Here is a 20,285-nt window from a genome sequence, read left to right as displayed (position 1 = left end):
TTATTTTGCATTTTTTTATTTTAAATCATTCAGTGCTTTTAATACTTCTGAGGCGCTTGCATTTGAAAGAAGCGAATTGAGTTCCGGATACTGTTTGAGCATTTCGCCGATTTTTGAAAGTTTTTTTACTGAATTTTCATTTTCGATGATTTTCTGGGCATGTTGCTTTGCGTATTCCGCCAGATTTGCGTCAATTTCGGCCTGAAGTTTTTTATAAGATTCTTTTGCAAGGTTGTAGAGATTTAAGTCAGGAACAGAAGCGTTTTTTATAAGAATCGTATCGACTGTCACAAAATCATATTTGTTATTCAGATTGAGATTTTCGATAATTTCCGGCACATTATAAGAAGCGATCACTGTATTTTCATTCATTTTTATAATGTACTGGCTTAATTCCTGTGAAATTTTTGCAGAAATTTTTTGAAGATATTCTTCAAGCGACTTTTGCCCTGTTAAATTCTGTGCAGCCACAAGTTGTATAAGATTTTCTGGTTTTACAGAAAGAAAAATTTCAAAGTCAAATGAATAGGAAAAAGCAGGCTCACCCTTAACAAGGCTTGAATAAATTTTTCCAGAGGGCAGTTCTCCTGAAAACGACTGCTCAAAAGCACAAGATTTTTTTTCAAAAACGTAAATTTCAGCGTTTTTCGGGATGACTTTTTCCCAGCGCCAGCAAAATTTTTCATTTTCGATGATTTTTTGATACACGCCAGAAGTTTTTGACGTCATTACGCCGTATTTTCCGACAGGAACCCTAAAACTTACAAAACCGAGATAAAAAATAAATCCCGCAAATAAAAGAATTATTATAAAGCTTATAAAACCCTTTTTCATACCAGCCCTTTTTCTGTATAATTTATTTTATAGATTAGAGATGATTTTATAACAAAAACAAAGCAGTTAGCAAGCATGAAAAAAAAACTGGCAGACAATAAAAAATTCCGAAAAACTCAGCCGAAATGGAAAAATCTCAGATATTTTACAGTTTTCCGCAGATTGCCACTGCTTCTTTCTCTCACGCGTCGCGCATTTATTTTTTTTAGTTGCGTCCTTGTCTCTCAAATTGTGCTATTTTTTTCGGGAAATATTCAGAATTTTCTTGATGAAAATTTAAATCTCATTCTTTTTTCTATATGTTGCACTTCAATTGGAACAGGATTTTTTGCCCTTGCAGCCTGCATTGAGTGCATTTTTTACATTATTTCGACTAAAAAAATCTATTTTTATGTTCACCTGATAATTTTTATTGTATTTTTTATTCTGGCGGTTTTTATCTGCCTTTCTTCAAATTCTATAGAAATCCTTTCGGGTGGCCTTGTGCAAAAGTGAGATTAAAAATGAAAAAAATTCAGATTCCCTATGAACTCAAAAAAATGAATTCGATTTTTAAAGAAGCTGGTTTTGAAGCTTTTTTAGTTGGCGGTGCTGTGCGCGACATTCTTCTTGACAAAAACGCAAGCGACTGGGATTTGACGACAAATGCACATCCTCAAGACGTAATAAAACTTTTTCGTCACGTAATTCCGACAGGAATAAAGCACGGAACTGTAACAGTTCACTTTATGAAAAAAGAAATCGAAGTTACTACATACAGAGCCGACCAGGGATATTCTGACGGGCGGCATCCAGACAAGGTTGTTTTTGCTGAGTCGATTGATGACGATTTAAGCCGTAGAGATTTTACAATGAACGCAATTGCAGCAAGCCTTGATGATGGACATTTAGTCGATCCGTTTGATGGCCAACTTGACATAAAAAACAAAACTATAAGAACCGTCGGAAATCCGCATGAACGCTTTATGGAAGATGGTCTGCGTCCTGTGCGGGCACTGAGGTTTGCAAGTCAGCTGGATTTCTGCATAGAAAATTCTACATTTTTAGAAATTTCCAATTGCGAAGTTCAAAAAAAAATCAATTCAATTTCGTTGGAACGTTTTCGAGACGAATTTTTGAAGATTTTAAAAAGTCCTCTTCCGTCTGTCGGTCTGAAACTTATGGAACAGACAGGAATTTTAAAGCTTTTTATTCCAGAACTTGCAGAGGGCCGCGGTGTTACGCAGGCAGACGCACGGGGATTTCATCAGTTTGATGTTCTTGATCACAATATTTTTTCGTGCGATGGTGCATCAAAAGACAACTACATTGTCAGAATTGCAGCCCTTTTTCATGACGTAGGAAAAGTAAGGGCAAGAGCTGTAAGTTTTGAAGAAAATCCTGTGACAAAAGAAAAAGTTGAAATAATTCATTTTTGGAAACACGAAATTTATTCGGCAGAAATTACAGAAAAAGTCCTTACAAGGTTAAAATTTTCAAATGCCGAAATCGAAAAAATCTGCCACCTTATTCGCGAACATATGTTTTATTATGAGCCAGAATGGAAGGATTCTTCTGTGCGCCGTTTTTTGGTTCGCGTAGGAAAAGACTATATTGACGACCTTTTTGAACTCAGGCTTGCTGACAACTACGGAAAAAATTGCGAAAAAGCAGAACCTGGCAGCCCTGTTGTTCAAAACATTCTAGAGCTAAAAGAGCGGATTAAAAAAATCGAAGATGAACACTCGGCTTTGAGCTTGAAAGATTTAAAAGTGAATGGAAAAGACCTTATTGAAAGAGGAATTAAGCCTGGAAAAAAACTTGGCTGGATTTTAAATGAACTTTTTCAGGCCGTTCTTGATGATCCGTCAATGAACGACCGTGAAAAACTTCTGGATGTTGCCGAAAAACTCAACGAAAAGACGTCTATTTAGAAAATTTTCGGTAAGTTTCGGCGATTATCCTTATGCCTTCATCAACTTCTTCTTCGTCTCCTGCATAATTTATGCGAAGACATTTATTGAAGTGAGGATGTTCGCAAACTGGCGGAAGTCCATGCTCTGTGTCGTCGCCAAAGAAAAAATATTCTCCTGGAACAACGATTACGCCTTTCTTTTTTAATTCAGAATAGAACTGCATTGTAGGAATCGAAAGCCCTTTTAACAGCAGCCACTGAAAAATCGAGCCTTCGCTTTTGTGAACGGCATAGTCTGTTCCAGCAAAATATTTATGGAAAGCCTGCACTGCTTTTTTTGCCTTGTTTTCATAATATGGGCGGACAAAATTCTTTGCTTTTTCAACAAGAACGCCTGTTTTTATGAGATTTTCTGCCAAAGCTTGTCCAAAAGAACCAGAAGCAAGGGCGGCGATTGCGTTCATGTTTCCGATTGCCGTTACGATTTCGGCAGGAGCGATTATAATTCCTGTACGAAGCGAAGGTAGACCGATTTTGCTCAAACTCATGCTCAAAATAACATTGTCGTCATAATACGGGCTTGCATCGTTTGTAAAAATAATGTTTGGCCATGGAAGTCCGTATGCGTTGTCGATTATGAGCGGAATTGAATATTGCCTTGCAAGTTTAGAAAGGCGGGTAATTTCAGAATCTGTAAGAACATTTCCTGAAGGATTTGTCGGTCGAGTTACGCAGATTGCTCCAACCTGTGTGTTTTTTTTCATATATTCTTCAAGAAGTTCAAAATTTACATGGTACTTAAAAGTATGATCGGCTTCTTCTTTCCAGGTTGACGGAATTGAAACAAACATTTCTTTTTCGATTCCCTGATCAGCGTAGCCGATATACTCTGGAGCAAGCGGAAATACAATTTTTTTTCTGTTTTTAGCTCCGTTAGAGCTGAAAGTTCCTGCCAAAAGGTTAAAAAGATAAAAACAGGCGCTCTGGCTTCCGTTGGAAATCGCAACATTTTCCGGTCCGATTTTCCATCCGTAAGTTTTTGAAAGATATTCGGCAACTGTTTCGATAAAAGACATTCTTCCCTGTGGACTGTCATAAAGTCCGATCAGTTTTTCAAATTCGTCGCCGTTGTCCATTATTTTTTGCATTTCCTGCCTGTACATTGCAGAAATTTCTGGAATCATAGCAGGATTTCCGCCACCAAGCCTGTAAGGTTTTACGTTTTTTGGAAGTGGTCTGCCAATATCGTCCATCAACTGCAAGATTCCCGACTGGCTGCAAAGTTTTTTACCAAAATCACTGAAATTCATTTTTATTCCCATAAAAAGTCAAGATTAAAACTTCAGTTTTAGAATTGACTTTTTAAGTTGTTTCACAACGAAGTGAGAAACAACAGATGATAATAAAGTTTGCAACGCAAACTTTTTAAGATAAAAACAGACGCTGTTTTCGGCTGTTTTTATCTTACATTTCCTTTTTTATTCTGCACTAAAATTATTGTGCTTCTACTTTTTCTTTTTTTGTTTCGAGTTTTTTCTGCGGATTTTCAACTTTTACAATAAGCTTATCTTTTGAAAGATCCACTGTTATTTTTTTGCTTTCTGTAGCCTTTCCTTCCAAAATGAGTATCGAAAGTTGCTCTTCAATTTCGCTTTGGATAAGACGGCGCATCGGGCGTGCTCCGAGGTTTGCATCGTAACCGTGTTCTACAAGGTAGTTTCTGGCCTTTGGCTTTATCGTAAGCGTCAAATTTTTGTCAGAAAGCCGGTTTTCAAGTTCTTTAATCTGAAGATCGAGAATTTTTGAAATCTGAGCTTTGTTCAGAGCCTCAAAAACAACAACATCGTCAACGCGATTCAGAAGCTCAGGGCGCATAATTCGTTTTAATTCTTCAAGAGCGTTCGCCTTAATCTCGTTATACGGCAAAATTCCGTCTGGAGATGAATAAAAGCCAAGCTTGTGCTCAGAATTTATCTGTCTTGCGCCTGCATTTCCGGTCATAATGATAACAGTATTTCTGAAATTTATCGTGTGTCCAAGGTTGTCACTCAGTTCGCCTTCTTCAAGAAGCTGCAACAGAAGGTTAAAAATATCTGGATGAGCTTTTTCAATTTCGTCGAGAAGAACAACACTGTACGGTTGACGCCGAACCTTTTCCGTCAAAGTTCCACCTTCGTCAAAACCGACATATCCTGGAGGCGCTCCAACTAAACGGCTTGCGTTATGCTTTTCCATATAGTCCGACATATCGATTCTGATAAGCGCGTCTTTTGAGCCAAACAGGAATTCTGCCAGAGATTTTGCAAGCTGAGTTTTTCCGACTCCAGTAGGTCCAAGAAAGATGAATGAACCCAAAGGTCTGTCTGGAGAACTTACTCCTGCCCTGCTTCTTCGGATTGCAGAACTTAAGACTTTTATTGCTTCGTCCTGTCCGATTACGTTTTTGTGAAGATGATTTTCCATTTTTAAAAGACGGTCGGTCTCGTTTGAATCGAGCTGCTCAAGCGGCATTCCTGTTATCGAAGCAATTATTTTGCAAATGTCGTCAACAGTAACGTGTTTTTTTAGACTGCAGGTATTGTTCTGCCAGAGTTCTGAAAACTCTTCGAGTTTAAGCCTTAAATCCTTTACTTTATCGCGAACTTCTGCTGCTTTTTCGTAATTTTGTTTTGCGACAAGTTCTTTTTTTTCAGAAGATAATTCATCAATCGCCTTTTCAAGTTCAGCAAGTTCTACAGGTCTGCTTTCTTCTGAAATTTTTTTTGCGCTTCCAGCTTCGTCAAGAATATCAATCGCCTTGTCTGGCAAAAATCTTTCAGGAATATAACGCTCGGAAAATTTCACAATCGCAGGAATTACGTCATCATCGTAAACGACGCCATGGAAATCTTCGTATTTTTGCTTTAAGCCGTTCAGAATTTCAATCGTATCAGAAACAGAAGGCTCATCTACTTTTACAATCTGAAACCTACGCTCAAGGGCTGAATCTTTTTCAAAGTATTTGCGGTATTCTTTTGTCGTAGTTGCGCCGACAATTTGAATTTCGCCACGGCTCAATGCTGGTTTTAAAATATTTGAAGCGTCCATTCCGCCTTCGGAACCGCCAGCTCCGATTATTGAATGAAGTTCGTCTATAAAAAGAATGATATTCCCATCTTCTTTTATCTCTTTCATGATTCTCTTCATTCTTTCTTCAAAATCACCGCGGAATTTTGTTCCTGCAACAACAGCAACCATATCCAAAGCCAAAACCCGTTTTTTTATGAGATTGAAAGGAACTTCTCCTTTTGCAATTTTTGCGGCAAGCCCTTCGATAACAGCGGTTTTTCCGACGCCAGGCTCTCCTACAAGAACAGGATTGTTTTTTGTGCGGCGACTTAAAATCTGAACAAGCCTTTCGACTTCTTTTTTTCTTCCAACAACAGGATCGAGTTTATTTTCCCGCGACAACTGCGTTAAATCACGTGCAAATTCTGCAAGAAAAGAACCGTTTTTTTGACCGCGTTTTTGAGCGTTCTGGGCAGAACCAGAAGCAAACTGTGAAATTGTTTCTTTTTTTGCATCATCTACAAGACGCTGCAACGTGCTTCCGAGAGTGTCTCCGTTCATTTGCGCGCTTGAATGAAAATGAAACTGAACAACCCTTGCTGCTTCGCGAATATCGTTTATATTGAGTTCAGCGCGTGCAAAAAAATTACTGGCAGCACTGTTTTCTTCGCGAGATGCCGCAATCATAAAATGTTCTGTTCCTATATAATCATTTCTAAGTGAATTTGATTCGAGGGTGGCAATGTCCATAACAGTACGGAGCCTGCGAGAAGGCGGAAGCTCTGAAAGACTTGCAGAACCTGGACGAGGAACAACCGCCTGTTCAACCGCCAGTTGCAAGGTTAAGACGTTTATTCTCAAATCCTGAAGCATTATATATCCAAGTCCGTCGGCGGACTTTAAAAGCGCAAGAAGAATATGTTCAGGCATAAGTTCGCTTGAACCGCATTTTCTACCTTCTTCCTGGGCTGCTATAAAAACTTTTTGAAGGCGTGGAGAAATTCTTTTCATATTCATCATTTTATTAATTCCAAATTTTCAAATGTATCCTGAATAATCAGGGCTCGAAGCCGTTCTGTCTGTTTTTCTGTATTTTCAGAAATATCAGGCGGAAAGTTAAAATTGCCACTCTTAATTACAGTCTTTAAATGCGATTCCTGTACGCGATATATAAGTGGCGTTAAGGAACTGTCATCAACTCCTTGTAATAGTCCGAGGGCTTTTCCAAGTTTTATGTCAGAAATGATCATAAGGGCTTCCCGCAAATCAAGCAAAAGTGAAAATTTTGCAACGGAAAACCCCTTTACGATTCTGTCGGTTATTTCTGTGGCTCGGTTTTTTATTATTGATTCGCGGCATTTCCGCTCAAGTTCGACAGTTTGCTTTAAAATAGCGGTAAAATTTATCAGTTGTTCAAGTTCGCTTCCTGTTCCAGCCTGATTTGAACTTAACTGGTAAAAATTTCCAATCCCTGCTCCTGCCTTTACAAAAGAAGAAAATGCAGGACCTGCAACAATGCCTTTAGAAACGACAGACTCAAAAAACGAGCCGATTTCGCCCAAAAATGCCATTGCTGGCAGATGGACACGCGCAGAAAGTTTCATCCCGCTTCCGCAATCCTTTACATTTGCTGTAAGATAGCCAAAATCATAGCTTGCCGCAAACTGAAGGCTCTTTTGCAAAAGCTCATCAACTTCCAGACAATTTTCAAAGGCTGTATCGCAGTCAAGCCCCGAACAAAAGCAGCTTATACGGACGTGATCTTCATCGTTAATCGTACAGACAAGACCAGAATTTGCTTTTTTTCCGTTGATGCGCATTACAAGACCACCACCCGGAGAATTCAAGGTCGAAGGCTGAATAAGACCTCTCTCAATCAAAAGTCCTGCGTTCAAAGAATCAATTCCTGCCACGGCAAGCGCTTGATACGAATCCGCTTTTTCGCTTTTTAAAAATGCGTCAAAAATCAAAGTCTGAACACGAACCGAATCATCAGACTTAAAATGACCGGGAAAAGGAAAATCAGCCAGATTTCTTGCCAAGCGGACTCTTGTTGAACAGACAACGTCGGACAAAGGTCCTGGAAGTGAATACCACTCTCCACAACCAGAAACAGGCTCAGAAATATTTTTCTCACTCATCGTCATTTCCATTTACTGGGGATTTTTCCAAAGCCCTTAAATAATCGCGGTAGACAGCGGCTTTTTCGTAATCTTCGTTTCTGAGAGATTCTTCAAGTTTTCCCTGAAGCGCAATTCTGTCAGTTAAAACGGAACGGAAAGTAGAAAGTCTTTTTGGCATCTTTCCTGAATAAGGACCTTTTATGTCTTCTTTTTCGAGAAGTTCCCTGATTTCATTTTTAAAAATTGAATAACATTCAGGGCAGCCGGCTTTTTTTGACGACTTGATTAAGGCAAGCTTAGTTCCGCAGACAGGACAGACTTTTTTGTCTGCTTCCGAAATCTGTCTGGAAATGCTGGTCAGTTCCTTGAATATCGAAGTTATGGATTTTGGATCGCCTGTAATTCCGGATTTTGCGGCACATTCACGGCAAAGGTTTATGTGCTTTTTTCCTCCGTCACCGTTCAATTCTATAAAAACTACGGCATCCTGTTTTTTACAAAAATCACAAATCATAAAAAATACACCGAAAATTAAGTATAATTCAAAAATTAAAAAAAAGGAATTGGTTAAATTTTCTTTAGACTTTCAATCGGTTTTTCCTGGCCTGCTTTTATTGCAGGAATTGCGCTTGCCAAAAGCGAAAGAACAAGAGTTCCGCAGGCAATAATCGTAATCTGGCCTAAAGGAATCGAAAGCGGAATATTCTGGAGATAAAACGCAGGATCAAGTATGTGAAGACGCGAAACCTCCGAAATATCGTGCCCGGCAACAAGAAAAGCCGCTTTTTTTACAAAAGTAAGGATATTCTCAATCCAGCCAAGAATTAAATCAAAATTTACCGCGCATAAAAGACCGGCAGGAATTCCGGCAAGAATTCCCATAAAACCGGTCGACATTCCAGTAATTAAAAAAGAAAAGGTTATTCCGGAAGGAGAAGCGCCAAGGCTTTTTAGAATCGCAATTTCTTTTTTCCGTTCCATTACGAGCATAACAAGGGCGCTTGAAATATTTATCGAAGCAACAAGAACAATCAAAAGCATGATAAAAAGAAGCATAATCTGGGTTGATGAAAAATTTTCGTATTGAGAAGCATTTATCTCATCCCATCTGTAAACACGAGTAAAAGCCGGAGCAAGATTTTCGATTTTTGAAGAAATTTTATCAAGTTCAATCGAAAAAGCGTCTTCAGTTTCAATTCCAATCATCGTCTGGCTTGAGCGAAGCGGAAGAATTGAAAAACCTGTATTCAGAGGAATAAAAACCCACAGCGCGTCAAGTTCCTGATAGCCACTCGAAACTATTGCTGAAATTCTGAATTTCGTAATTTTTGGAACGATTTTATTTGGAGAAAGAATTCTCGTCGTAATAAGCCTGAACTCATCTCCTGCATGCAACTCGAGGCTTTCGGCAATTTTTTTTCCGATTACGGCATTTTTTCCTTCTTCAAGTCGAATATCCGACGCTTTTTTTATTCCGGAAACGCTCTCGACAATTTCAAAAAGCGAAGAAAAAGCGGTGTTTTTTGAAAAAATATCGTTTTCGACAGCGCGGATTGCAGCTCCTGTCCTGATTTTTTTTCCAGTGGCAAGTCCAATTGATTGAATTTCTGGGAAAACCTTAGTTACTCCGTCGAGTTCGTTTATTTTTTCAGACAGTTTGATAAGTTTTTGAGACGACTGAGATTCTTCGATGTCAGGATGAAGAATAACGCTTAAATGAGAGCTTGAAAGGCCGATCATCCTGCTGGTCATTCCTTTTATCATTCCGTTGGAAACAGTCAGAATCATGACAAGAGGAACAAGGCTTATCGCGATGCACAAAAACGCTCCTGTAAGGCTTCTGCGGGCGTTCGACTTTTTGCCAGTTCTAGGAAAAAGCATTCTGTAAGCATATAAGATGGACGCACTACTTTTCATTGAGCATTCCGTCCTTAATTGAATAAATTTTGTCGCCCTTAGAAGCCAAAGTCATGTCATGAGTTACAAGAACCAGTGTCTTTTTATATTTTTCCGCCATTGAAAAAAGCAGTTCGCCAATCATAACGGCATTTGCAGGATCCAGGTTTCCTGTTGGCTCGTCAGCAAGAATAAGCTTTGGATTATTTATAAGGGCACGGGCAACTGCAACTCTCTGCCTTTCGCCACCGGAAAGCTGAGAAGGAAGATGTGCAGCTCTTTCCAGAAGACCGACGTCCGAAAGAAGGGCTTTTGCCTTTTCTACAGCGGCAGTTTTTTTCATTCCTGCCATGTAAGCCGGCAAAAACACGTTTTCTAGAGCTGTAAAATCTTTTAAAAGGTAATGAAACTGAAAAATTAAACCGAGATAAGTTGAGCGGTATTCGGAAATGCGTTTTTCGTCAAGAGAAGTTATTTCGTAAGGACCGACCTTTACGCTTCCGCAAGTCGCCTTGTCCAGTCCGCCGACAATATTGAGAAAAGTGCTTTTTCCGCTTCCGCTTTCCCCGATTATAACGACTTTTGAACCTTCTTCTATCCGAAGGTCAAGATTTTTTAAAATTGTAAGGCTCTCGCTTTCTGTTTTATAAGTTTTTTCAAGTCCCTTTATTTCAACAGCAAAATTATTCATCTCTCATCACCTCGGAAACTGTAAGATTAAGAACTTCACGGCTTGCCTTTGCGCTTGCAAAGAGTGCCGAAAAAATACCAAAAAGTGTAATAAAAAAGACCTCGCCAGCAAAAATTCTCGGAGGAATATTCGCATAAATCATATACATTGGGTTTTCTCTCAAAAAAACAGCATTTTCTGGCGAAAAAAGATTGAGAAAGAATAACTGAATGTAGTATACAATTTTAGACATAACGATAAAAATTCCAGACATTTTTACGCTCAAAAGAAGTCCGAGCACAAGCCCGGGAACCGCCCCCTTTAAGCCTGCCAAAAATCCTTGCATGATAAAAATTGCCTGAATTGTATTTTTTTGACCGCCAAATGCCATTAAAACAGAAATTTCCTCCCGCCTTTCAAAAACACGGCGTCGCATTCCATTAAAAATATTAACTGCAACGACAACAAAAATTATCAGGACAAGAAGAAAAATCATATTTTTTTCGATTTTTAGTGTTCCAAAGAACGAGCGGTTAAATTCTTTCCAGGATTCGCATTTTGCGCCAGCAAATTTTTCTTCAATTTGATTGGAAAGTTTTGAATCAAGGCTAGTGTTAAAAAGTTTAATTCCGTATAAAAGCTCAGAATCTTTTCCAAAATATTTAATTCCGTCTTCAAGATTTACAAATGCATAAGAAGCGTTTATATCTGCATAACCGCAACGAAAAATCCCTTTTACGGTAAAAACCCGCTCAGAAGAAATAAGACTTACATCGCTTCCGCCAGAAAGCGCAAAAAGTTCAACAGTATTTCCTGGTCGAACGCCAAGTCTTCTGGCAAGTTCAGAACCAAGTACAATCGAACCGCTTTCCGACAAATCGAATTTTCCGCTCCACATTCTTGCCTCTTTCTTAAAACCGGAATCAATTTCCAGCAAGTTTGAAGGAACAGCTCGAATAAGAGCCGCCGACTGATTTCCATTTTTTCCGGTCATAAGAGATTGCGCTTCCATAAAAGCAGAAACTGAACGAATTTCTGGAGATTTCTGACAGTCCATTAAAAAATCCAGCGAAGAATTTTCATCAATATTTTTAACACGGATATGGTAAGAACTAATTTCCATAATAGAATCGATAAAACTCATCTGAAAGCCGTTCATGACAGAAATTACGGTGATTAAAGTCATCACTCCGAAGCAAATTCCAAGAGAAGCGAGAACAGAATTGACTTTTGAACTTCCTTTTCTGTCGACAAGACTGAATCTCCTCGAAACAAACAATACCCATTTTAGGGAATTAAAAAAACTAATGACTTTATTTTTAATTTTCATTTTTTAATCTCCGCAGTGCTCTGTCGTTCAGATAAGTTGTTTCAGAAACTTTTTCTCCGGCTACGTATTTTCCAACGACAGAAAAACCTCCATCAAAGAAAAAAGTTTTTGTAAAATCAGTTGAATTATCGTAAACCGTCTGAATCCGCAGTTTTCCGTCTTCGTAAAAATAAGTGTCCGGAGTCTGCTCAAAAACATATTCAAAACGGGTAATATGCTCTTTTTTTTCTGTTTTTTTGTTTTTTGCAGGAAAATATTCAGTCAAAATAATTTTTTTTATCCGGCATTTTTCGTCATATTCCCATTTTTTTTCGCTGTCTTTTATACAAAGGCTTTTTGTTTGTGGATTTCCTTCTTCACAGTGAATTTTTGTTTCGGATTCGATTTTTCCGTCATCCCGATAAGTTTTTAAAACCCTTGTCTTTTTTGAAAAATTTTCGGATTCGGTTTTAAAAAGCTTTTCATCGTCAGAATAAAAATAATTTGTCTGAGAAGTGGCTGAAAATTTTTCAAAGTTTTGTGGTGAACTGAAAGTTTCTTTTTTTACAATATGAAATTTTGAATCAAACGTGCGCCGAACCGCAATTTTTTCGTCGGCATTCAGAAGAACTGTAAATCCATCTTTTTCAAAAACGCTTGTTTTTTCATTTCCATAAGAAATTTTTCTTAATTTTCCGTCATGAAGGCGGTTTAAAACTTCTTCAATCCCAGCATTTTTTTTCTCGCTGTCGCTTTTTCCGTCAAGAATCGAAATTAAATCAAAAGTTTCAGGATCTTCGTCAGTTTCCGCTTCATCTTCAAATTTTTTTATTGCTTGAGAATTTATTTCACCGGCTTTTTCTGGAAAAAAGACTTCGTAAAGATAAGAAAATGTTGAGTTTTTCCAGATCGGAAGAAGTAAAAATTGAACGGCTGGCCTTGAAATCTCAAAAAAATCTCCGTCAGCCTGCTGCAAAATAACGTTTTTTGCAATTTCAAAAAGAAAATTTCTAAATTCCTTATTTAACTCAAGTCTGTCCTGCTTTTTTTGCACATTTTTTTTATCAAAAAATGAATTTTCTGTCCTGGCATTTTTCTCAGACAAAAAATTCTGCCCGGCAAACAGAGGAAAATGAGAAAAAATCAAAAAAATGTTCAATATGACGGCAAAAAAATACTTCATTTAGCGGCCAAGAAATTCCTTGATATAAGAATTTTTTTCAAAAATATGAATGTCGGAATATTTTTCTCCTGTGCAGACAAACCAGACAGGAATATTGAGTTCTTTTCCGATTGCAAAAATCATTCCGCCTTTTGCAGTTGAATCGTATTTTGTAATTATGACAGCGTCAACTCCAACAGCGTCATTGAATACTTCAGCCTGGCGAACGGCATTTTGACCTGTCGTTCCGTCAATTACGAGAATTTTTTTACAACAGCCTTCGTCGGCTTTCTGGCTGGCGATTCTGTCGATTTTTTGCAATTCCCGGACAAGATTTTCTTTGTTGTGAAGGCGACCTGCCGTATCCGCAAGCACAACGGCTCCTCCGCCAGCCCTCGCAGCCTGGGCCGCGTCAAAGACAACTGCAGAAGGATCGCTTCCGTGCTGATGAGAAACAACCCGGATTCCAAGTTTTTGGCCGTGCATTTCCAGCTGCTCTTCTGCGGCTGCGCGAAAAGTATCTGCGGCGGCTAAAATCACTTTTTTGCCGTTATTTTTTAGAAATCCTGCAAGTTTTGCGGCCGTCGTTGTTTTTCCAACTCCATTTACACCCAAAAGCATAAAAATGCTGGTTTTTGAGTCGTCAATTTCAAAATCGGCACGATTTACAAAACCGCAAAGCATACTTTCCAGTTCATTCAAAATGGCATTCTGCTCATAAATTTTATTTTGACGGCAAAATTTTTCCAGATTGTCAGTAAGCTCAAATGCGAGTTTTGCGCCAATATCGCCTTCAACGAGCAAATCCGTAAGCTCCTCAAAAAAACTCTCATCAATTTTGCCCTTGGAAAAAAGCCCTTTTAATTTTTGCGCAAACGTAATTTTTGACATTTTTTGACTCCCATCATAATTCAACATAATTATAGATATTTTTATTTTTTTTGAACTGCACGCGCAGGAAGAACTTCATTCGCCGCAAAAAGATAGCGAACCATTTCAAAAGCAAACCATGCGCCTGCCGTACACGAAACTCCGAGAGAATAGTACGAATATTTCTGCCATTTTTCTACATCGTCAAAATTCGCCCGGCCAGCGGCATAAGAATTATTCACAGCCGTAAAGTTTCCGACTGTAAAAAAAGTTGGAACTAAAGAACAGATTAAGACTGAATAAGCCGTGTACATTCGTCGCCTTTGCCTGTCGATATGCTTTTCTCGGTCATAAGGTTTTGCGTTTACAGAAAGAATATTTTCGTCCTGAGCGAGTTTTTCTGAAATATAGATGAATGCGCTTTCGCCCTCCGAATTTTCAAAAATTCCTAAAATCGGGCGTCCGTTCACAGTCGAGGTGGCAAAACGGTTTTCTTCATCGACAGGAGAAAAATCGAGCGCGTTAAAATAAAAAACGCCTTTTGCCATTTTTTTTAGGCAAAGCTCAAGGTTTCCCATTACGAGAGGCTTTAAAGTCGTTTTTACAGTAAAAAAATCTTCGCCTGCAAAAGCGTAATTTACGGTCTGCTTCTCAAAACCGTTTGCAGAAACAGTAATTGAATGGACTCCAGCGTTTACAATAACCTCTTCTTTTGCAGGAACAATTACGCCGTCAACGCTGACAATTCCGCTTTTTGCGGCCTGTTCAGGTTCAATTTCGATTTTTATTTTTACAGGAACTGAATTTGCAATTTCCGGCATTAAATTTCGCGCAATGTTCTGAGAAATCGAAACAAGGTCATTTGCATTTCCAACTTCAGTAACTTCCGAAGAAGAAGCTGCGCCTGGAAAAAAATAAAGTTTTACCGTAACCGAGACATATTCTCCGTAAAGCGCAATTTTTCCAGCAAGAAGCGCATTGATTTTTGCGGCAGAAATTTCGCTGTTAAAAGAAAAACTTTCTTCTCCCAATACAAGGGCCTTTTCCGAAGGGGAAAAAAGCGAAGACGGATCATTTTTATAAAGAACAACGTTTTCATTTATTTTTTTAGACTCGCCGTCTTTTTTTTTCATAAAAGCAAAAGGAAGTTTTCCGAAAAAAGTGTCATCGTGCTTTTTTGCATCGAAAAATTCACCATTTTCCGATGCTATCTGGCGTGAATATTTTTCTTTAGTTTTTTGTACAGCCGAAAGATTTTCATCAATTTTCTTTTCAATCTCAAAAATTTTTTCTTCTTCTTCTCGAATCGCTTTTTTTAATTCCCGCGGATTTGTCTTTGAAAGAACCAGAGAGTCGCGGGTTTTATTTTCTTTTGAAAGCTGCAAAAAAAGAGAAAGCCGTTCTGTCTGAAGTGCGTAAAGTTCGCGGTCAAGCTGCTCCTGAGAAGAAACGGAGCGGATTGAATTTTCAGCAATCTGCTCAAGAATCAGCTGCGGCAAAATCGAAGCAATCTTTGCATTTGAAGAATTTTCGACTCCTCTTTGAGCAAAGGTGAACTTCTGACCTGCCAAAACCCAATTGTCCGCAAAAACAAAAAATGGGCAGCAAAAAACGAGAATAAAAACGGATTTTTTTAAAAACTTTATGAACTTATCCACGGCAAAATCCACGGCAGGAACCTAAAAAAAGCACAGCTCCTACATATTTTCGTCAGAATCGTCAGAGCCAGTCGGAAGTCCTTTCCATTGAGCCTGCAAAAATGCGTCGATAAACTGGTCAATATCACCGTCCATTACAGACTGGATATTTCCGCATTCGTATTTTGTGCGGTGATCTTTTACCATCGTGTACGGCTGAAAAACATAAGTGCGGATTTGATTTCCCCAGGAAATGTCTTTTTTTTCTGCACCGAATTTGGCATTTTCTTTTTCTTTCTGCTCTTTGTAATATTGATAGAGTTTTGCCTTCAAAATGCTCATTGCCGTCGCACGATTCATAAGCTGGGAGCGTTCAGAATCACAGGTTACGACAATTCCAGTTGGAAGGTGCGTAAAGCGGACGGCCGAATCGGTTTTGTTCACGTGCTGACCGCCTTTTCCTCCGGAGCGGTAAGTGTCAACGCGCAAATCTTCCGGACGAATATCAACCTTGATCGTATCATCGAGAATCGGGAATATAAAAACCGAACTGAATGAAGTATGTCTTCTTGCATTTGCATCAAACGGAGAAATGCGGATAAGACGGTGGACACCAGCTTCGCCTTTTAATTTTCCATAAACGTAGTCGCCAGTAATCTGAATTGTAGTCGATTTAATTCCGCCCTCATCTTCCTGAAGATCGACAGTTTCCATTTTAAAACCGTTGCGTTCCGCCCATCGAATATACATCCTGCTAAGCATGTAAGCCCAATCGCAGGCTTCAGTTCCGCCCGCTCCTGAATGAATAGTCAAGAAGCAGCCGTTTTTGTCCACCTCGCCAGAAAGAAGGTTTAATATCGAAAGTTCATCAAATTTTTTCCGGGCAGCTTCAAGAAGAGGCTTTAATTCTTCTTCGACACCCTGATCATTTTCTTCAATTCCAAGTTCGTAAAGTGTTTCGAGTTCTTCTGCCTGTGAAATAAGTTCACGCCAAGGCTCGACACGCCCTTTTAAGTATTTTAGCTCGTTCATGGTGCGCTGTGCGTTTTCGGTATCGTTCCAAAAATCAGAAGCAGCGGTCAGGGCTTCGGTGTCTTTTATTTTTTTATCGATCGCAGCGTGGTCAAAGACGCCCCCAGACACTGTCAATGTCATTTTTAAGTTTGTCTATCGGTTCTTTTAATTCTTCAAGCATTTTAATCTCCAAAAGCGGTTCAATTTTTTCTGGACAAAACTGTCCAAAATACATAATTTAATAGAAAAATTAACCTTTAAAGAATAAACAAAAGACTTTTTCTTGTCAAACTGGCTTCAAGGCTGAATCCAAATTCAATTCAAAAAAACGTGCAAAAAAAAACAAAAAATGCTAAAATCAAAAAGAATATGAAATCTTTTTTTAAGCCGTTTTCATTCATCCTGTTGTTTTTTCTCCAGACCTTTTCTTTTGCCCAGAATAAAGCAAAATCTTCAAGCCGTCCGATTGTAGATATGCTGTGCGCATCTGCCGTTTCGACAGACAAAATAAGGCTCACCTGGAAACTTCCGCAGAATTTTAACGCGGTGTCAATTCTTGTGTTCAAAGATACCGTTCCAGTTAATTCAAAGACAGCAGAAAAACTTAGTCCGATTGCAGAACTTTCTCAAAAAGCCCAACAATACATCGACACTGTGACGGATTTTAATGAATATTATTATGCAGTTCTAGCAAAACTTTCAGATGGAACTGTTTACAATGTAGTTCTTCCGTCGATAAATACGACTGTAAAGGCAGTGGCTGTAAAACGTCCAGAAAAAGTTCTGAAAAAATCAGAAGAACAGATTGTCGCAGAAACGCCAAAACTTTACACAGACGGAACAATTCGCGAACTTCCGCTTCCGTACATTGACTTAATCGGAGATTTTGAAAAAAAGCCTTCAAAACTTTCAGAGGAAGTTGTAAAGGCAGGACAAAGCCTTGCTGGAAAAACAAGCATTCAAAAGAAAAAACTTGAGCCATATTATTTTGACGAGGACATAACATCACCTTCTGGAGGCGATGATTACTATCTTTTTGAAATTCTCAAGAACAGTTTTGTAAAAAAGAATTACGAGACCTCGATTGTAGAATTAAAGAAATTTCTAAGCGTAAATCGCAGCGAAGAAACCACAAACCGCGCGGCCTTCTATCTCGCGCAATCGCAATATTTTACAGGAAATTACCGCAGTGCGCTGACAGTGTTTCTTTTTACGCAGGACAAATGGCCGATTCTCTGCAAAAAATGGATAAATTCAACTCTAGACTTTTACACAATCCCAAAAAGTTGAAATAACTACAGATTTTTTATAGAATAATGGGAATATTTTAGAAAAAGTTTATCATTCTACAAAAAGAGAAAAAATAATGCGTTTTTACAAGATTTTAAGAGTTTTTTTATTTTTATTGTTTTTTAGTTCATCTATTTTCGCCCAGGAAGCCCTAAAATCAACAGAAGAAGAATACTACGACTTTCTAAGCCTTACAGGACAAGCAGAACGCCCTACACTAAACTACCGCACACTCAGCGACAGTGAATGGCAGGTTACGGACGAAAAACACCTTTGGAAGGACAACAATCTCGGAACAAAACGCACTTTATACGAACCTGACTCAACAGAGACAAACTGGTTTACAGCAGGAATCGACCGCAGTGTAAAACTCAAGCTCTACGGCCCGGAATGGTTCAATTCATACAACACAAAAGCCCCTTACGGACAAAACGACGGCGCGCTCTGGCAGGGAAAAGGCTACAACACAAGCCTTACAGCCGGCGCAAGGCTCGAAGCTTACGGATTTGAGGCAACTTTTAAGCCGCAGGTGAACTGGAGCCAGAACAGGGAATTTAAGTTAGTCGACAATAGCGCATATTATACAAATAAGTACGCATACACCTGGGGCTACGGAAACGACATTGGTGTTGATGCACCTCAAAGATTTGGAGACTCTTCATTCTGGACATTTGACTGGGGCGATACAGAACTCCGCTATTCATGGAAAAAACTTACGGCAGGATTTGGAACACAGGCAATTTGGCTAGGACCTGCATTTTTAAATCCAATGCTTCATTCCAATAATGCCACAACTTATCCAAAATTTGATGTAGGTCTAAGAAAAACAGAAATCTATATACCGCATATTGATTGGAATATTGGCTATGTCGAAGGAAGAATTTGGACAGGCTATCTCACAGAATCAAAATATTTTGACAATGATTCTAGCAATGACCATAACTTGATTCATGGATTTACATTTAGTTATGCTCCTTCCTTTTTACCTGGATTTACTGTCGGGCTAAACAGAACTTGTCTTGTAAAATCCTCAAAAGAAAACCTTAAATATGTAATACCAGTGGGGAACAATACCCATGTAGGAGAACAAGGTGCTGGTGAAGATCAGAAATTTTCTTTTACAGCAGACTATTTGTTTCCTTCTGTAGGATTTGAAATATATGGAGAAATCGGAACTGACGATTATGCGCCAGGAGGTGGATTTAAAGGCTATCAGCGTTATCTTACTCATACAATGACATACACTGTAGGTGCAAAAAAATCAATTACAATTTCAGAAGAGAAAAAAATATACAGCGAGCTTGTCTTTGAATGGAACAATACAGAAATGTCGCAGAACTACCAGCTTGTCGGTGGTTACAGTTTTGGATTTCATTATCAAATCACACAGGGATACACAAACAGAGGTCAGTGGCTAGGCTCAGGAATTGGATATGGAGGAAATTCCCAGCACCTCGAATATAGGATCTATTATCCAAAAGGTTCTACATTTTTGTGTATAGGCAGAAATAATCCAGACAATAACTATATCTATGCAAAGGCAATAAATTCAAATACAAATGAAACAGAGATAAAATATAGTCATGCATTCAAAGCAAATTACTATTTTGGAGCAACAACCACATATTTCATTACCAAAAACTTTTCTGCAACAGCTGGAGCTGCATTCGACTTAATAATAAATCCACTTTACAACATAAGAAATGAAGACAAAGAAACTGTAGGAAATGATCAGATTAACAACTGGCATTTTGAGCTTGCTTTAAAATACAGGCTATAGGAATTATTTAATTGTCAGAACAAGAAATATTAAAACCCAAAATAAAACTCTCTCGTACAAAAAATGCTGTTAGAAACATATACAGCGGAATGTTCAACAAAATTTTTACTATATTTTTTCCATTTTTAATACGAACCGTTCTTATTAAGAAAATCGGAATTGAGTATGCTGGTCTGAACAGCCTTTTTTCATCGATTCTGCAAGTGTTGAATCTTACAGAATTAGGTTTCGCAAGTGCTGTTGTCTACTCCATGTACAAACCTATTGCAGAAGATGACAAAGACACAATCTGCGCGCTTCTTAATTTTTACAAACGAGTTTATTTTATAATCGGGCTTGTCATTCTTGCACTGGGAACAGCGGTAATGCCATTCCTGCCGCACCTTATAAAGGGAAATGTTCCACAGGATATAAACATATATGTGCTTTACAGTATTTATTTAGTAAACACATCTTTGAGCTATCTTTTATTTGGCTATAAAAATTCACTGTTAAATGCACACCAAAGACGGGATGTAATAAGCAACATACTTACAATAACCCAGGGACTGATGAATATCTGCCAGCTGTTTATTCTCGTTACAATAAAAAATTATTATTTATATGTCTTAATGATGCCGATTTTTACAGTTCTTAACAATGTTATGGTTGGAATTGAGACAAAAAGAATGTTCCCTGAATATTCATGCAAAGGAAAACTCGATATATCAGTAAAAAAAGACATAAGAAAAAAAGTTGCAGGATTGATGATAAGTAAA

General features: G+C 38.4%; 17 protein-coding genes. 5 read left to right on the top strand and 12 right to left on the bottom strand.

Annotated elements, in window-relative coordinates:
- Positions 1-15: 15 nt before the first annotated feature.
- On the bottom strand, positions 16-834 hold the full coding sequence (locus ACT6XC_RS05600) for a hypothetical protein (protein ID WP_443741105.1): 819 nt from the start codon (positions 832-834) through the stop codon (positions 16-18).
- A gap of 75 nt (positions 835-909) precedes the next feature.
- Between ACT6XC_RS05600 and ACT6XC_RS05595 the strand changes: the two genes are divergently transcribed.
- Both ACT6XC_RS05595 and ACT6XC_RS05590 read left to right on the top strand, forming a co-directional pair.
- Positions 910-1,329 carry a hypothetical protein gene (locus tag ACT6XC_RS05595; protein WP_443741104.1) on the top strand — a complete coding sequence of 140 codons (420 nt, stop codon included), beginning with the start codon at positions 910-912 and terminating at the stop codon, positions 1,327-1,329.
- A gap of 8 nt (positions 1,330-1,337) precedes the next feature.
- Positions 1,338-2,747, top strand: coding sequence for a CCA tRNA nucleotidyltransferase (locus tag ACT6XC_RS05590; protein WP_443741103.1), 1,410 nt, complete (start codon positions 1,338-1,340; stop codon positions 2,745-2,747).
- On the opposite strand, the gene ACT6XC_RS05585 is transcribed toward ACT6XC_RS05590, so the two are convergent.
- The 11 genes from ACT6XC_RS05585 to prfB form a co-directional block, all read right to left on the bottom strand.
- Positions 2,740-4,038 (bottom strand): valine--pyruvate transaminase, encoded by a 1,299-nt coding sequence (locus ACT6XC_RS05585; protein ID WP_443741102.1) that lies wholly within the window; start codon positions 4,036-4,038, stop codon positions 2,740-2,742. The genes ACT6XC_RS05590 and ACT6XC_RS05585 overlap by 8 nt on opposite strands.
- A gap of 184 nt (positions 4,039-4,222) precedes the next feature.
- The gene (locus ACT6XC_RS05580; protein ID WP_443741101.1) at positions 4,223-6,787 is read right to left on the bottom strand and encodes an ATP-dependent Clp protease ATP-binding subunit; all 2,565 of its coding nucleotides are present in this window, start codon (positions 6,785-6,787) and stop codon (positions 4,223-4,225) included.
- 5 nt (positions 6,788-6,792) lie between these two features.
- Positions 6,793-7,917 carry a hypothetical protein gene (locus ACT6XC_RS05575; protein ID WP_443741100.1) on the bottom strand — a complete coding sequence of 375 codons (1,125 nt, stop codon included), beginning with the start codon at positions 7,915-7,917 and terminating at the stop codon, positions 6,793-6,795.
- Positions 7,910-8,413 carry a UvrB/UvrC motif-containing protein gene (locus ACT6XC_RS05570; protein ID WP_443741099.1) on the bottom strand — a complete coding sequence of 168 codons (504 nt, stop codon included), beginning with the start codon at positions 8,411-8,413 and terminating at the stop codon, positions 7,910-7,912. Before ACT6XC_RS05570 ends, ACT6XC_RS05575 begins: the two co-directional genes overlap by 8 nt.
- Positions 8,414-8,466: 53 nt before the next feature.
- Complete coding sequence (locus ACT6XC_RS05565; protein ID WP_443741098.1) at positions 8,467-9,780, bottom strand: ABC transporter permease; 1,314 nt, start codon at positions 9,778-9,780, stop codon at positions 8,467-8,469.
- 25 nt (positions 9,781-9,805) lie between these two features.
- Positions 9,806-10,486, bottom strand: coding sequence for an ABC transporter ATP-binding protein (locus ACT6XC_RS05560; RefSeq protein WP_443741097.1), 681 nt, complete (start codon positions 10,484-10,486; stop codon positions 9,806-9,808).
- Positions 10,479-11,795: an ABC transporter permease gene (locus tag ACT6XC_RS05555; protein ID WP_443737250.1), complete on the bottom strand. Its 1,317-nt coding sequence runs from the start codon at positions 11,793-11,795 to the stop codon at positions 10,479-10,481. Before ACT6XC_RS05555 ends, ACT6XC_RS05560 begins: the two co-directional genes overlap by 8 nt.
- A complete protein-coding gene (locus tag ACT6XC_RS05550) occupies positions 11,785-12,879 on the bottom strand; it encodes a hypothetical protein (protein ID WP_443741096.1) in 1,095 nt (364 codons plus the stop codon). The genes ACT6XC_RS05555 and ACT6XC_RS05550 overlap by 11 nt, the downstream gene beginning before the upstream one ends.
- Positions 12,880-12,957: 78 nt before the next feature.
- A complete protein-coding gene (gene ftsY / locus ACT6XC_RS05545) occupies positions 12,958-13,827 on the bottom strand; it encodes a signal recognition particle-docking protein FtsY (RefSeq protein WP_443741095.1) in 870 nt (289 codons plus the stop codon).
- A gap of 41 nt (positions 13,828-13,868) precedes the next feature.
- Positions 13,869-15,377: a hypothetical protein gene (locus ACT6XC_RS05540; RefSeq protein WP_443741094.1), complete on the bottom strand. Its 1,509-nt coding sequence runs from the start codon at positions 15,375-15,377 to the stop codon at positions 13,869-13,871.
- Positions 15,378-15,503: 126 nt separating this feature from the next.
- Positions 15,504-16,638, bottom strand: a protein-coding gene (gene prfB, locus ACT6XC_RS05535) for a peptide chain release factor 2 (protein ID WP_443741093.1) whose coding sequence is annotated in 2 segments (ribosomal slippage) — positions 15,504-16,568 and positions 16,570-16,638 — 1,134 coding nt in all. Because the reading frame shifts where the segments join, the coding sequence is not laid out codon by codon here.
- Between the two features lie 188 nt (positions 16,639-16,826).
- Here prfB and ACT6XC_RS05530 point away from each other — a divergent pair.
- The 3 genes from ACT6XC_RS05530 to ACT6XC_RS05520 form a co-directional block, all read left to right on the top strand.
- Positions 16,827-17,747, top strand: coding sequence for a hypothetical protein (locus ACT6XC_RS05530; RefSeq protein ID WP_443741092.1), 921 nt, complete (start codon positions 16,827-16,829; stop codon positions 17,745-17,747).
- A 76-nt stretch (positions 17,748-17,823) separates the two neighbouring features.
- Positions 17,824-19,527, top strand: a complete 1,704-nt coding sequence (locus ACT6XC_RS05525; RefSeq protein ID WP_443741091.1) for a capsule assembly Wzi family protein — start codon at positions 17,824-17,826, stop codon at positions 19,525-19,527.
- Between the two features lie 89 nt (positions 19,528-19,616).
- The coding region (locus ACT6XC_RS05520) for a hypothetical protein (RefSeq protein ID WP_443741090.1) at positions 19,617-20,285 on the top strand (669 nt) is incomplete at its 3' end.

It is taken from the genome of Treponema berlinense, from assembly GCF_052273165.1.
Taxonomy (GTDB): Bacteria; Spirochaetota; Spirochaetia; order Treponematales; family Treponemataceae; genus Treponema_D; species Treponema_D berlinense_A.
The sequence above is the reverse complement of the archived record's forward strand: the minus strand, read 5'-3'. Positions and strand labels throughout refer to the sequence as shown.